Source organism: Zunongwangia endophytica, from assembly GCF_030409505.1.
Classification (GTDB): Bacteria; Bacteroidota; Bacteroidia; order Flavobacteriales; family Flavobacteriaceae; genus Zunongwangia; species Zunongwangia endophytica.
Genome location: NZ_JAUFPZ010000002.1, coordinates 3144049 through 3160028, shown reverse-complemented (window position 1 = coordinate 3160028; position 15980 = coordinate 3144049). Strand labels below are relative to the sequence as shown.

Here is a 15980-nt window from a genome sequence, read left to right as displayed (position 1 = left end):
CTTTTCTAACCAATATTGCGTATTTTGGTTAGAAATTGCGACTATGAACTATTTTAGGAAAATTTTGATTTTAGGAGGTTTGGGTTTGATGATTTCATGTTCTTCAAACCCTTACCGAATAAGCAATAAAGTATATAAAAAGAAGGCTAAAGCCTACGCAAAAGAACTTAGTAAGTTCCCTCTGGAAGATCGCCAGAAAGACTCCGCACCCAATTATGGTGAGTATCCGGTGGGAACTACTAATTTTAATCTACGCCGCCCCAATTTTGTAGTCATTCACCATACTGCACAGGATTCTACCATACAAACTCTAAACACTTTTACCATTCCCAGAACTCAGGTGAGTTCTCACTACGTTATTGGTGATGATGGAAAAGTTTTTCATATGCTGAATAATTATTATCGTGCATGGCATGGTGGTATTGGCCAATGGGGACACACTACAGATCTAAATTCATCTTCTATAGGTATTGAGCTTGATAATAATGGTAAAGAAGCATTTTCTGAAGCTCAAATTTCAAGTTTACTGGAAGTTTTAAATCAACTGAAAGAAGATTACAAAATTCCTTCGGAAAACTTTATAGGGCATCTTGATATCGCCCCAGGAAGAAAAGTAGATCCTAGTGCAGATTTTCCTTGGAAGCGCTTAGCTGAAGAAGGCTACGGAATATGGTATGATGAAGACAGTATCAAAAATATCGAATTTGAGCATCAATTTTTTACAGAAAACCCACTGAAAATCGCCAATATTGATCCTGTTTTTAAACAGCGTATCACATTATTGGATCGTTACTTATTTCCTAATGTGATTCCGGCAAACTTCAATATCGCGGAAGCCTTAAAAATTATCGGATATAATATCGAAGATCTGGATGCAGCAATTAAAAGTTTTCAAATTCATTTCCTTCAGGAAAAAGAAAATGTGGACGGAATTTTAAATGCTGAAGAAATTAAAATTCTATATAATTTATATCAAAAATCGCTAAATAGAAGTTAGAATATGGAGAATAGAATCAATAGCAAAGAATCAGGATAAAATATTGAACGCTCAATGTTGAATTTTGAATGCAAAAGTTGTCATCTCGACCTTGTTTTTTAGTTAGAATCTAGAAAAGAGAGAATAGAACTAAGAGGCAGGATAAAATTTTGAATGCTGAATTTTAAATTATTTTCTAACTGAATTCTGTAAATCAATAAGAGAGTTTTTCACAAGTAAGGAAAGATTACAATATAACTTTAGTTTGTCATTTCGACTGAAGCATAGCGCAACGGAGAAATCTTTTTAAATCGAAAATCAAGACAAAAATGCTGAATTATTTGGAGCTAAAATCTCTTCTTTAAAACATGAACTTTCCATCCCTATTGAAAAACCATTCTCATTTCGAGTAATTTCGAGGAACGAGAAATTGTGTCGAGAAGTACAAGAAGTTAGATATTAACGGATTCAATTCTAGAATCTAGAAAAAAGACTTTAGAGGTAAGACGCAGGGTGAAATTTTAAATGTTCTTTTTGCTTATAGGCGACAACATTAATTTTAAAAATTCTTTCCAATTTAAAAGAGTCTGACCTCAAAAATCCTATCCTTTTCTGTTTCGGATTAATTTTCTCCAATTAATAAGTATTATCGCGAATAAAATGATAACAATTCCTAACCATTGTAGTAAAGAGATTTCTTCATTTAACACCAAATAAGCACTAAACACAGAGACTGGTATTTCTAAAGCTGCAATTATACTTCCTAAACCTGTTCCTATTTCAGGGAAACCTTTATTAAATAAAATAGGAGGCAAAATAGTTCCAAAAAATCCTAAAAAAGCACCCCATTTTAAAAACACCTCCGCATTGAATTCTTCTAATATTTGAACATTCCAAAAAGCAACGACCACTAAAAATCCGCCATATACTAAGTATTTACTACGTATAATTACAGGCAGTTCTAGCGATACATTATTAGATGCATACATAGCACCGGTATAACTTAAAGCTGCCAATAACCCAAAACCAATACCGATAAAATTGATATTCATATCAGCTTCAAAAATTTGAGCGGCAAAAACAGTCCCCACAATCGCAACAAGGGCTCCTAGTACTTTTGTTTTGGTTATAAGATGCCTAGCCATAAAATATTCTAAAACCACTCCCATCCAAATAGTTTGCATTAGTAAAATAATCCCTACAGAAACCGGCACATATTGTATCGATAGATAATAGAAACTGCTTGTAAGCCCTAACGTGGTTCCAAAAAGTATTAATTTAATTTTTGGAAATTTAGAAATGGTATGGCTTTTTGTTGAAGATTTAGAATTCTTTGAAAAAATCAAAGAAATAATACTTAACAACAAAACCCCAAATAAATACTGAGAAAATGCCAAACCCGCCGTGCCAAAACCATTATTATTAGCGTATTTTACAAAAGTAGCTAACACGCCATAGCATGAAGCTCCTACTGCTATAAAGAACATTCCTTTTAGACTACTATTCATTACTTTTAAATATATTGTCTATTAAAAATAGTTGATTTTTAGCCGCCTCAGACCAATAAGCAGCATCGTGTTTTCCTGGACTTTCTATGTAAAAGTGAGGAATGTTTAATTCTATTAGTTTCTTATGGAGTTTTCTATTTTGTTCGATTAGAACATCATCGTATCCACAGCTTATAATTATTTTTTGGGAGGAACTTTTAAAGTTTTCTAATTGTGAACTAGCAGTATAAGTCTTCCAATTATTTTTATTAGCTCCTAATATTTTTGGAACACCATAATTCTGCCCATAAGGAATCATATTAATTGCCCCGCTTATGCTTCCAATGGCCAAAAATATTTCAGGATGGCGAGCGCCTAGATATAGCGCACCATGACCACCCATACTCCACCCCATAATTGCTTTTTTAGAGTGTTGTGTATGGTATCTATTATCTATAAATTCAACCAACTCGGTAGTTATAAATGTTTCGTATTTTGAATTTTTGATTGGACTATCGATATACCAACTATCATAATTGCCATCGGGTAAAATAAAATTCATATTGTACCTTAAGCTAAGTTCTATTAAAGAGGGAATATCTTTTTTAAGGGTTCGTTCAGGATAACCACTATACCCGTGAAGCACATAAACAGTGGGGAGATTTTCCTCTTCTGAAGGAGTTATAACAATGGTTTTCACTTGTTTTTGCATCGATTTACTAAACACTTCTAAAGTATCTATTTGCTGTGCAATTGTCTTAGTGCTAAATATTATAAGAGCAGAAAAACCCAATAGCCAATTTTTCATTTTAAGTATATTTTAAATTATCATGGCAAAATTATAGCGTTTCTTTATCGAAAACATCTACATATGTTGAGAAAACCAATTAATTTTTAAGAGACTTTCTAATTCGGCTTAATTGTGTAGGGGTAATCCCCAGATAAGAAGCAATTTGATGTTTTTTTAGTCGATTTTCGATATTTTTATATTCCTGCTGAAATTGCACGTATCTTATTGTAGCACTTTCATATTTTAAATTAATCTCTAGAGGTTCTTTAGCTACTACCCAATTTTTCTCTAAATAATTAATATAAAAAAAGGCGATTTCTGGAAACTTCTGTAGTAATACTCTAAAATCGCTATTTTGATACACTAAAACATGGGTTTCTTCTAAAGCTTTAATTGTAAAAAGACTTGGTTTTTCCTGAAGAAGTGCCGAGGTAGAAGCAATAAAAGAGTTTTCAGAGAAAAATTTTTTAATTACAATATCGCCATTTTCAAAAGTGTGGAAATAAGAAAACAAACCACGATCGATATAGGCATAAGATTTTGGTGTTTGTCCCTGTCGCAAAAAAATAGCTCCTTTTTGTATAATTTGAGGTGTCACAATTCCCAAAAAGGCTGCAATGGCTTCTTGAGATAAGATATTATATTCTTGTACTGCTTTTATAAACCGCTGTGTCATTTTTTAAGAATAAATGCGTTAAAATGGCTAAGCAAAAATAAAAACTAAAAACCTCACAGTTTTAAAAAACTGTGAGGTTCTTGTTTTCGTAAAAAAGATAATAGGGTTGATTAATCTAAATTAAGATGTAATCTGGCAAACAAATAACGTCCGCCGATACCAAATTGGGCATTTCTAGGCCAATCGAATCTTCCGCTACTTCGGTTATCTTCTACTCTATTTTTATCGGGATATAAATCAAACAAATTATTAGCTCCTATTGTTACATTAACCGATTCTGAAAAATTATAACCTACCGAAAGATCGGTTACTACTTTCCCTGAATAAATTTCTTGATTCGCTAGCGTATTTGAAGGTTGGGTTACCTCACCAAAATACACATTACGAAGGAAGAAATTAAAATCGTTTACAGTTAACACATTAGTAAGATTAATCTTCGTTCTTGGCACGGCTTCTTCCAAATAAATCCTGTTATCTTCAGAAAAATAGGTATCTAATTTGTCTTCTAATAAAGGAGAAGCGTGGATTTCACCAACTCTTTTGGTCTGAGTAAAACTTCCTGCAAGATCATTTTTCAGTTTCCAGCCGTTATTAAAAAATGTATTTTGTGTGATAACCACGTCCAATCCTTTAGATTCGGTATCAATTGCATTAGCAAAAAAAGCGGCAGATTCGGCATTTGCGCTTCTAAGAATCTGACTTATTTCAGAATCTGAATCGTCATCACTAAAACGTCCTGTGTACACTACCCTGTCATCAATTGCTACAAAATAAGCGTCGGCAGTAATAGTTAAATTCGCATCTGGAATTTTAGCAGTTACTCCTAAGCTGGCACTTTTAGAGGTTTCTTCCTTTAAATTTGGGATTCCCAATAAATTCGCTGCCCTGCTATCATTAGAAAACGTTCCCACATGTACCGGGTTTCCTGCATCATTAAAAACCGTAGAGGTAGAGTTATAATAGATTTGGTGTAAAGACGGCGCTCTAAAGCCTGTGTTTACCGCAGCTCTTAAATTTACGTTATCAGTAAGTTTATATCTTGAAGCTACTTTAAAATTTAAGGTCGATCCAAAATCAGAATAGTTCTCAAATCTTCCGGCAAAAGTTAACAGAAACTCTTCGGTTACATCTGCTTCAAAATCGGCATACGCAGCTACACTGTTTCGTTGTCTGGAAATAGCATTATCTGGCGTAAAACCTGGGAAAACCTGTGCTCCTCCTGCTCTTGCATTTCCGAAGAAATCGGTAGTAGGTTGTTGGGTGGCATTAGTTATTACTCTTCCGTCTTCTGTATACTGCGCATAAGATTGCTCTTCTCCCGCATTTATACCGTAATTTTCTAATCGATACTCGGCACCAAAGGCTACATTAAAGCCTTCAAACAAACCATCGAAAAACTGAGAAACATCAAGGTTTGTTGTGTTTTGTGCGAATGAAAATCCACCGGCATCAAAACTGGTAGGGCTCGTTCCTTCTAAAGAAGCATTAGACGTATTTGAAATTATATACATAAATTCATTTTCTCCCCATGTATTACTAAAATCTACATCCCAATCTCCCACATTTCCACGTATTCCAGCAGCTATAGATTTATCGGTAATTTTAGAATTGATTTCTGGTAAAAATCCGTTAATGTAATACGGAGTGTACGTTCGACTTTGATTCGGTAATCGGTAAAATCCTGCTGCATTTCCTTTACGTGAACTAAGTCCGCTAAACGCATATAACTCGGTTCCATTATCATCTAATGGCAAAGCAAAATTGGCAAAGAAACGACCGCCTCGTAATTCCGATTGGCCCACTCGCATATTAAAATCAGATCGATTTAAACCACGTGCAGCCAACTCATTTTCAGTAACATCGCTACCTAAAAGACTTTGTAATGTACTACGATCTGTCGCCTGAGCTATTTCGCTTTTAAAATCGTTAGAAAAATAATCTACCCGTTGTGCGTAATTCTGAATTTGTTGATTAGACAAATTGCTAATATCTGTATTGTCTTGATAAGCTTGCCATTCTACGGCATTATAAGCATTAAAAACACCGCCTTCCCAAGCTTTCATTCGATTGTAAGAATCTCTATAATCAAAATCTCCTGAGAAATTTATAAAACCGCCGTTGTCGCCTAATGGAATGCCATAACTAGCCGCTACATTAATACTTTCGCCGTCCATACCGCCTGTTTGTTCATTGGCATTTCGGGATACATTAGCACCGGTTGTTACATTAAAATTAAGGGTATTTACCTCATCCTTTAAAACTACATTTATTACTCCGGCAATTGCATCCGATCCATATTGGGCTGCAGCTCCATCTCGTAATACTTCAATTCGCTTAATTGCTACAGCAGGAATTGCATTTAGATCGGTACCTACACTACCTCTACCAAAAGTTCCGTTTACATTAATTAAAGAAGAAGTATGACGACGTTTCCCGTTGATTAATACCAATACCTGATCGGGCCCTAAACCACGTAATGAAGCCGGATCGATATGATCGGTACCATCTGATAAAGACTGAGTTGTAGAAGTAAATGAAGGGGCTACATAATTAAGAATCTGGTTTACATTTACCTGGGGCACTGAAACCTGAAGCTCTTCAACATCTAAAACATCTACGGGAACGGCAGATTCAGTAACCGTTCTACTTCGGTTTCTGGAACCTATTAAAACCACTTCTTCTAAATTACTACCACTTACCAATTGAATTTGTAAATCGGTTTTCGTTATTTCTACTTCTTTTTTATCAAAACCTACAAATGTAAAAATCAGTGTTTCCCCCAAATTTGCATCGATTAGAAAATTTCCATCAAAATCGGTTACTGTTCCTCTTTGGGTACCTTTAAGCTGGATACTTACTCCGGGCAGCGGTTGGGAATTTTCATCTACAACCGTCCCGATAATTTCTTGCTGTTGGGCTTGCGAGACCAATCCCGCCAACATTATTAAATAAGTAAAAATCTGTTTCATTGCTTTATTATTTTAAATATTAAAAACCTACTGCGGTATCATCTCCTCGTGGATCTGCACCTCCTTCAAGCTTTCCGTTAGGTAATACTCTAATGGCATCTACTTTACCGATAATCCTGGATTCACTTTGATTTATTTTATATCCTTTTTGCTGAAGTTCTTCTAATGCTTTTTCTTCAAATCCTGCTGGTTCCATCATAATTTCGTCGGGTAACCACTGGTGATGAAATCGTTTTGCTGAAACTGCTTCCTGCATGTTTAAATCGAATTCAGCAACGTTTAAAAATGTTTGTAATACTGAAGTTATAATGGTCGAACCGCCGGGAGAACCTACTACCATCCATAGTTTATTATCTTTTTCGATAATAGTTGGCGTCATTGAGCTTAGCATTCGTTTTTCAGGTGCAATAGCATTAGCCTCGGCTCCTATTAAACCGAACATATTGGGTACTCCAGGTTTTAAACTAAAATCATTCATTTCATTATTCATAAAAAAACCTAGTTCAGGAATATATAATTTTGACCCGTACGCACCGTTTAAAGTGGTGGTTACAGAAACTGCATTACCCTCTGCGTCTACTATAGAATAATGAGTGGTTTCGTTACTCTCATAAAAATTCGATAGCTCTCCATGGTTTATTGCTGAAGAAGAAGTCGCCTGTTCAAAACTGAAATTAGCCATTTTTGCTTCCAAATAATTTGAATCTAATAGACTGTCCTGAGGTACCTCATAAAAATCGGAATCACCCAAATAAAAGCTACGATCGGCGTATGCACGACGCTCAGCTTCCGTTAAAACCTGAATATATTTTGCTGAATTATGAGCATATTCATTAAGCGGATAAGGTTCGATCATCTTTAAAATCTGCGCTAATACAATTCCGCCGCTAGAAGGAGGCGGCATAGAAATTATTTGATAATCTTTGTATTGAACTTGAACTGGATCGCGCCATTTTGCGTCATATTTAAGTAAATCTTGCTCAGTTATGATCCCTCCTCGCTCTTGTAGAAAATTAAGAAGTATTTTTCCGGTTTCGCCTCCATAAAACTCACTTCTTCCATTGGTAGCTATGCGACGCAAAGTATTGGCTAACGCTTTATTTTTTAAGGTATCTCCCGCCTTGTAGCTTTTGGTAAAAAGAATCGTATCCTCATTTACTTGCATTAATACATCGCGATATTTTTGTAAGCGATCTTGCTGTTTTTGGGTAACAACAATTCCTTTTTCAGCTAACGCAATAACTGGTTTTAGTAATTCCTGAATTGGTAGGCTGCCAAACTTTTTATGCACTTTAAAAATCCCTGCAATAGTTCCCGGCACTCCGGATGCTAAGGCTCCCATGGTACTTTTTTCTGAAATTACCTCTCCATTTTCATCCAGATACATATTTTTTGAAGACGCCAGCGGTGCTTTTTCTCGATAATCTAAAGTTCCTACTTCTCCATCTGCCGTACGATACACCATAAAACCACCGCCGCCTAAATTACCAGCAAATGGATAACTTACCGCCAATGCCATTTCAGTAGCGACCATAGCATCAAATGCGTTCCCACCTTTTTTCATAATTTCGGCACCAATACGAGATGCCTCGCTTCTTGCTGAAACGATCATCGCCTTGTCAGCTATTTCAGCTTTACTAGCTGAATTTTTAAATTGATGCTTCTCGGTCTTACAAGAAAATAAAAATAAAACCGATAGAATTACTAGGGTATTATAACGAATGATTTTTAGCATTTCCTATCTATTGTGTTTAAAGAAGAAGCAAAGAACCAAATTAAAAACTGAAAAAAGAAATTCAGTCACAAGATTTCCTCTATAAAATTATAAAACCTATCTATTAAGTAGGAATTATTATGTTGAAGATAGCCGAGAATTCAAATTGGCAGGAAACCTATAAAGGAAAAGATCAACTAAATCAAGTTCAGTTGCTCGTTCCCTTTATAAAATAATACTCAACGTATTACTTAATTGACTAATCAGTAAGCAAAAATTGAACATCAACTATTTCTATCGATTCGGGTATTTCCTTATCTAACGAATCCTCCTCATCAAAAATTAAAACACAGCTAGAATTTGCGCCGATACTGTTACAAGAGTTTGAAATACTATTAGAGAAAGTACTGGTTACTTTCGTTCCATCAGCATACTCTAAAGTTATAAATGGAATTCCGGTAATACTATAGTCATTAGGATTATACAATTTAATTTCGAAATATAACCGTACGGTATTATTTCCAGTATCAGTAGTAGTTTCTAAAACTAAAACTTCATAATTAAAACTTTCTAATACCGGTGGCTCAATCTCTTCTGCTTCTGTGGGTTCTGGGGTATCGCACGGCACTTCCTGAGTAATATCGTAACTATACGACTGATTATTGTAAAAATAATACTGCGATAAGGTTATGGTTTTCATACAATCCTCATCATCACTATCATCATCAGATGAACAAGCAAAAAATAAAAGTGCAATAATTGCTAAGATATTGAATTTCATAAATCTAAACATCTTCATATTTATAAAAGTAAATTAATCCTAAATAAAACTATTTAAACAATAATAGTTCTTTTCAATTATACTATTTAGTATTCATCAAATTATTTCTTTTCCAAAATATCAATAAAATCCCAGCGACAATAAACGGTAAGCTTAAAATTTGCCCCATATTTAAAGTAAGGCTATCTTCAAAAGCGACTTGATTTTCTTTAAAGAATTCAATAATAAAACGAGCTAAAAACAGCAAAATTAAAAATAAGCCGAATAATTGCCCATTTTTGACTTCAGTGCGTTTTGAATTATAGATGCTATACAAAATCACTGAAATTAATAGATATGAAAATGCCTCGTAAAGTTGCGTTGGATGTCGAGGTATTAAATCGTCTCGCATAAAAACAACTCCCCAGTTTCCATCTGTAGGCTTCCCATAAATTTCAGAATTCATAAAATTCCCGAATCGTATAAAAGCCCCTGTTACCGAAGTTCCGATTGCAACTCTGTCCAATAACCATAAAATATTAACCTTATATTTTTTACAATAAAGAAAAATCGCAATTAAAACACCTATTCCTCCACCATGACTTGCTAATCCTTGATACCCTATAAATTGATATGAGGTCCCGATTTTTTGAATGGGTAAAAACATCTCTAGTGGCCTACTCAAGAAATAGTCGGGTTGATAAAATAAACAATGCCCTAAACGAGCTCCTATAAGTATTCCTAGAATAATATAGGTTAATAAACTATCTAGATCCTGAACCGGTATATTCTCTTTTTTGTAAATAGCTTTTACAATAAAATACCCAAGAAAAAGGCCCGTCATAAAGAACAATCCATAATATTTCAACGGAAAAGAATCGGTAATCCAAAAGATTACGGGATCTATATCCCAGTATATTATGCCGTCTTTCACAGATTTATTTTGTTTCTAAAAGTTACTAAGATTTTATTTAGGGAATAACAAAATAAAGATCTACTCCGTAAAAATATCCTGTTCTTTTAAATACTGTAATCCTTTGTCTTTTTCGTTTAAAATTCTTTTGGTTCGTAGATAACGGTTATAGTTATATTCATCAAAATCTTCAGCAACAGTATCCATTGTGCTAATATGAACATCTCCCATAGCGTGAATAAATTTGTCATCTCCAATCCACATTCCCACATGAATTACGCGCTCTTTAGTAGAATCAGTTTTTGGTTTTCCGAAGAATAGTAAATCACCGGCTACCAGATTATCAAAATTTTTGGTAGAATCGACCAAAACTCCCGTATGAATTTGTTGCGAAGCATCACGCGGAATCACCATTCCGTTTAAAAAATAGACGGTTTTAGTAAAACCACTACAATCTACTCCTTTTGGCGAAGTTCCTCCCCATAAATAAGGAAGTCCCATTAATTTCTCGCCTGTTGCAACTAAGGTTTCCCCATCAACATCTAGATTTTCTAACCAGCTTTTGTAAGGCTTAGCATCTGCTTTAGGAACAAAAGCTGTTCTTCCGTCAGGATACGAAATACCGTAGAAATTGCCTTCTTCTGAAGTTAATTCTAAAATATCTCCGGCAACAAGATCTGAAACCACTTCAGCGTCATTTTTAGCCAATTTTAAGGATTTTCCGTAGGGATTTAAATAGATAAGCTTTTCCGTAGACTTCCATTCAGAAAACTCCTCTGAAGTCATATTCTGAACACCACCGTAATCTACCCAAGCTAAGTAACCTTCCGGTGTTTGGATGTGATACCAGCTTCCCTCCTTTTTATACACTTTTACCGGCATTCCTAATGTTGCCTGAGTTACCAATTGCGAAGCATGAGCGGGTTTTTCACGAAGATTCGCTACCGAAATTTTAATCACTCCCCTAGTTTTGTTTTCCAGACCTTCCGCGTCTGGCAGGGTTTTTATATTCGATGCAAATTTTATGTTTTTTTGCTTCAATACTTTTTCTAGATCTTCAGTCGCTTCAGGCATATTGGTTTCGCCTTCAATCTTAAAAGAATCCGCATTTTTTTCAGCTTCAATATCAAACAACGCCACTCTACCATCTGGTGCATACACATTCTCTAAGCTATCAATGACTACTTGTGCCTGATTTTTTTCTTCGGAAGAATTCTCTGGTTTCTCGTTACAGCTCACTAAAACTGTTGTTAAAACCAAGGTCCAAAAACTATATTTTTTTATCTTCATTTTAGATATTATTAATCGATTCTTTACTATCTCTCAAGCCATATTGGATGAGATTCTGAATCTATTCCGATAGCTATCGAAACAGGATGAATTACTCAAATTTAAACAATTTTACTCCGGTTCCGTTTTCTGTGGGATAAATGACTTTTTCTGAAGTAATTTTTACTCCGGTTGCAGTATCATTTTTCAATAATAAAGCACCATCCATATCAACAAAATCGAGCATCGGTGCTAGTTGCGCAATTGCTGAAATTCCTACGGTCGACTCGGTCATGCAACCTACCATTGTTTTTAAACCAAGTGATTTTGCTTTTTCAATCATTCGTAATGCCGGTGTAATTCCGCCACATTTGGTGAGTTTAATATTTACGCCATGAAAATAATCGGCACATTTTTCAACATCGGTTTCTACGATACAGCTTTCGTCGGCAATTATCGGTAAAGCTGAATTTTCGTAAAGCTTCTTTTGTCCTTCATAATCATCTACCGGCAACGGCTGTTCTAAAAACTCTACATTTAATTCCTTTAAAATATGACTATTTTCAATTGCCTGATCGGCAGTCCACGCCGCGTTAGCATCGATCCTAAAAATCGATTTTGTATATTTTCGAAGCTCTTTTATTATCTCAAGATCATGATCGGTTCCCAACTTGATCTTGTATAATGGCCACGGAAAATCTTTAATCTTACGAATCATTTCTTCAGTTGAAGCAATTCCAATCGTATAACTGGTTTGCGGGACTTCAGCAGGATTCAAATTCCAAAGTTTGTATAGCGGTTGTTGCTGTCTTTTTCCGAAGAGATCGTGTAGCGCCATGTCTAACGCACAAAGCGCAAAAGTTTCGTTCTTTAATTCAGGATAAAGCTTTTCCCAAATTACTTCCGGAGGTTCTTCGATATGATTTTCGACAATTTGCTCTACTTTTTTTAAAGATTTAATCATCCCTTCTACCGTCACTCCGTAATACGAAGTGGCTGCAGCTTCCCCAAAACCTGTAAAACCATCGTGCGAGACAGAAACCACCAAACTTGGCTGCACATCACGAGAAGCATGGCTAATCCTGAATGTGTCTTTTAACTGCAGTTGATATTGGTGATATTCAATCTTCATTTTATGATTTATTCTAAAATAATTTCTTTAAAATCACTTTGATTCCCGGTACGATCTACCGCTGTGATTCCGATTTTCGATAATTTCACTTTCTTTTCTCCGACCAAATAAGAAAGCGTTGTTTTTAATGCTGAAAATTGATCTGCATTCAGGATTTTAAAATCCCACTTACTGCCTTCGTACTGAAAATATAACACCCATTTAAACACCTCATTTGGGTTTGGATGCGTCCATGAAATTCGTAATGTATTTGCATCAAGATTAGTTGAAACTTCAGGTGATTTTGGAGCTTTATCATCCATCCAAGGACTTGCTGGTACCAAGGCCGGTTTCCTGAAATAGTTTTCAGCTAAAGCTTTTTCAGCTTCTTTATCATTCATCAATGTTTTTAAATCCCACAACACCGCTCCGGCATCTTTAGAAAGCATTCCGCGAGTAATCATTAACTGATTGAATAACTCATTTTCATAACCTTCTTCTTTAATTAATCCGGCATTAATTCCCGGCCAAATATGTCGATTTTGAGTATTCTCCTCTTGCCACCAATTTAGCAATACCGGGAAACTTTGCGCGGTTTGCGCGGTTTTCCAATACAATTGCGGTGTAAGATAATCTACCCAGCCTTCGTTTAGCCATTTTTTAGCATCGGCATACAACTTTTCGTATTGATCGTAACCGGCGATAGATTGTGGATAACCGGGACGCCAGATCCCAAAAGGACTAATCCCGAATTTCACAAAACGTTTTTCATTTTTAATCATTTTGGCTACACGCTCAATAAAATCGTCGACATTTTTACGTCGCCAATCTCCCCTACTTAACTTTCCGCCACTATTTTTATACGCGTTCCAACTTTGATCGTCCGGAAAATCTTTGCCACCATTGTAAGAATCATACGGATAAAAATAATCATCAAAATGAATTCCGTCAACATCGTATCGTTGTACCAAATCCTGAACTACCGCTGCTGTACGATCCTGAACGTCTTCGCGAGAAGGATCCATCCAGTACATTCCGTTTTGTAATTTCACCACCATTTCTGGATTGGTTTTTACTACGGAAGCTGCTCCAATTTCGCCACCAGTGGTGTGATACGCTCGATATGGGTTTAACCAAACATGCAATTCCATACCACGTTGATGCGCTTCTTTGATCCAAAAGTTTAACGGATCGTAATACGGGTCTGGAGCTTTACCCTGCTGCCCAGTTAAAAAATATGACCAAGGCTCTAATTCGCTTTCATATAAAGCATCGGCTTGTGGACGCACCTGAAAAATTACCGCATTATAATTGTGATTCGCTAAAAAATCGAGCAATTTTATCGCTTCTTGTTGTTGCTGCGCAGTTGGTAACCCTGATCGAGATGGCCAGTTGATGTTAGCAACAGTTGCAATCCAGGCTGCTCTAAATTCGGCCACATCGATTGGTGGCTCATTCTTTAAAACCTCTTTTTCTATCGCAACGGTATCCGGTAATTCTTCCGGAGTTACTTCAGCCGGTTTTGTAGTATCTAATTCCTCTACTTTTTGTTCCGAAGGAATTTCGGGTTCTACGACTTCTGGAGTTTCGTCTCCATCAGAATTGTTTGCTGTTTGCTGTGTTTTACAGGAGAAAATTAAAAACAAACTAAAAGCAGCTAAACTTTTTTTAAGTAGGGAAGATCTTTTCATTAAAGATTGCATGCGCATAATATCGGTTAAATTCACTAAGCTGAATTATAAAATAATAAAGCTCGCTCAAAATTAGTTAATCCTGAACAAGCTTTATCAAACTAACCTGAAATTATTCTTCGGTATCCCACCAAACCGGCGTAGTTAATCGAATTGATGGATCGTTATTTGGCATATTTTCATAATTACGATCTTCTTCATTATACTCATACATCATTGCTCTAATCCAGTCGTTTTCGTTTGGAAAGATGCTTACATTCACATTTTCTGGACGTTCTAATCCAGGATAGATATCATCACTGTAATCTACTCTTCTAAAATCTACCCAGGTTTCTGGATTCAGCATATTTGCAATATACTTCTGAACGAAAATTTGAGATAAATCAAAGTCGGTTTGTCCAATTTCAGAATCAATTTTAGCCAGATAATCAGAAATTTCTTCCGCAGGTACATTTAGTTTTTGTAAATCTGCTTCTACACCGGTTTTATAAGCTGTATAAGCTCCGGCAACATCTCCACTTCTAAATCTTGCTTCTGCTTCAATAAATTTTACTTCACTATAAGTCATCATATAAGTTGGAGAATCAGGTGAAGTATAAAAGCCACCGTTGCCAACAGAGTAGTTATCTCCTTCTACATCCTCATTATCTACTCCAGCTCCTGATGGTACTCCCTGATACCCTCCATTAACGGCTTCTGGTACTATAATCGATAATCGTGGATCTTCAAAATCATCACTAATATTTAATGGATCTTGTAAAAGCTGTACAAAAAACTCTGAAAAATAATCGAATCTTGTAGAACCATAACCGCTTTCACTAAAAGGCTGATTGTCATTACTCGCTTCTCCACCACCATATTGAATTAGCGCATTATCTTCATTAGAATTAAATCCATTTTCGGCTGCGCTAATTACAGCTTGAGGATCATAAGCATGCTCGCCTGAAGATTTCTTAGTTAAATGATTTAAATATCTTGCTTTAATTGAATTTGCAAAACGCTTCCATTGCTCGAGGTCTCCGTGGTATAAAATATCACCATCTTCATCATCTAAACCAAGCTCACTTTCCATATCCAGCTCTTGTAATGCTTCATCTAGTAAAAGGAATATTTCTTCGTATACTTCTTCTTGAGATACAAATTCTGGCTCCAATTGTATGGTCTGTCCAGGATCATAACTATCATCTGTAACAATAGCACCGTATTGATCGGTCGCCATCCCAAAAAGATAAGCTCTTAAAATTTTACCTACCGCTGTATAATGTGGTGAATTGTATTCTTCACCAAGAAAAATTAAATCGGCCGTATTTGGTAATGCATATACGTATACATTTTGCCACAAAAAATAACTCCCTGTTGTAAGAAAAGTATTCCACGATTCTGAATAGTATGCTGCTGTATTTTGCGAACCATACTGAACTACGCCTAGCACTTCTCTTACTCCGCGATACTGAGCAGTAGCTACAGTGTTCTCTATCGCTCCTTCAATTCTATACTGCGGAGCCAAACCAGTATTTGTTGGTTGTGTTTCTGAGCTATTGACATCAAAATAGTCGTCACTACATGACATTGAAAAGCTCACCAATGAAACCAGTATTATATAGTTATATATCTTCTTCATATT

Annotated in this window: 12 protein-coding genes; 1 reads left to right on the top strand and 11 read right to left on the bottom strand. The window is 35.7% G+C overall.

The genetic code is table 11. The features are described from left to right. Positions 1 to 43: 43 nt before the first annotated feature. The gene (locus QWY91_RS13810) at positions 44 to 997 is read left to right on the top strand and encodes an N-acetylmuramoyl-L-alanine amidase (protein ID WP_290236044.1); all 954 of its coding nucleotides are present in this window, start codon (positions 44 to 46) and stop codon (positions 995 to 997) included. Between the two features lie 581 nt (positions 998 to 1578). Here QWY91_RS13810 and QWY91_RS13805 read toward each other — a convergent pair. The 11 genes from QWY91_RS13805 to QWY91_RS13755 all read right to left on the bottom strand — a co-directional run bounded on the left by QWY91_RS13805 (position 1579) and on the right by QWY91_RS13755 (position 15977). After that, positions 1579 to 2484: an EamA family transporter gene (locus QWY91_RS13805; RefSeq protein WP_290236042.1), complete on the bottom strand. Its 906-nt coding sequence runs from the start codon at positions 2482 to 2484 to the stop codon at positions 1579 to 1581. Further along, a complete protein-coding gene (locus tag QWY91_RS13800) occupies positions 2477 to 3271 on the bottom strand; it encodes an alpha/beta hydrolase (RefSeq protein WP_290236040.1) in 795 nt (264 codons plus the stop codon). The genes QWY91_RS13805 and QWY91_RS13800 overlap by 8 nt, the downstream gene beginning before the upstream one ends. 79 nt (positions 3272 to 3350) lie before the next feature. Further along, entirely contained in the window at positions 3351 to 3929 is a 579-nt protein-coding gene (locus tag QWY91_RS13795) for a Crp/Fnr family transcriptional regulator (RefSeq protein WP_290236038.1), read from the bottom strand. Between the two features lie 110 nt (positions 3930 to 4039). Then, on the bottom strand, positions 4040 to 6898 hold the full coding sequence (locus QWY91_RS13790) for a TonB-dependent receptor (RefSeq protein WP_290236037.1): 2859 nt from the start codon (positions 6896 to 6898) through the stop codon (positions 4040 to 4042). Between the two features lie 19 nt (positions 6899 to 6917). Then, positions 6918 to 8633: a gamma-glutamyltransferase gene (gene ggt, locus QWY91_RS13785; RefSeq protein WP_290236035.1), complete on the bottom strand. Its 1716-nt coding sequence runs from the start codon at positions 8631 to 8633 to the stop codon at positions 6918 to 6920. Between the two features lie 238 nt (positions 8634 to 8871). Further along, entirely contained in the window at positions 8872 to 9411 is a 540-nt protein-coding gene (locus QWY91_RS13780) for a hypothetical protein (protein ID WP_290236034.1), read from the bottom strand. A 64-nt stretch (positions 9412 to 9475) separates the two neighbouring features. Further along, positions 9476 to 10306 carry a prolipoprotein diacylglyceryl transferase gene (lgt, locus tag QWY91_RS13775; RefSeq protein ID WP_290236032.1) on the bottom strand — a complete coding sequence of 277 codons (831 nt, stop codon included), beginning with the start codon at positions 10304 to 10306 and terminating at the stop codon, positions 9476 to 9478. Between the two features lie 60 nt (positions 10307 to 10366). Then, entirely contained in the window at positions 10367 to 11575 is a 1209-nt protein-coding gene (locus tag QWY91_RS13770; RefSeq protein ID WP_290236030.1) for an SH3 domain-containing C40 family peptidase, read from the bottom strand. 91 nt (positions 11576 to 11666) lie between these two features. Continuing rightward, a complete protein-coding gene (locus QWY91_RS13765; RefSeq protein WP_290236028.1) occupies positions 11667 to 12686 on the bottom strand; it encodes a dipeptide epimerase in 1020 nt (339 codons plus the stop codon). A gap of 8 nt (positions 12687 to 12694) precedes the next feature. Continuing rightward, complete coding sequence (locus QWY91_RS13760; RefSeq protein WP_290236026.1) at positions 12695 to 14392, bottom strand: glycoside hydrolase family 10-like protein; 1698 nt, start codon at positions 14390 to 14392, stop codon at positions 12695 to 12697. 76 nt (positions 14393 to 14468) lie between these two features. Further along, positions 14469 to 15977 (bottom strand): SusD/RagB family nutrient-binding outer membrane lipoprotein, encoded by a 1509-nt coding sequence (locus QWY91_RS13755; RefSeq protein WP_290236025.1) that lies wholly within the window; start codon positions 15975 to 15977, stop codon positions 14469 to 14471. Positions 15978 to 15980 lie beyond the last annotated feature (3 nt).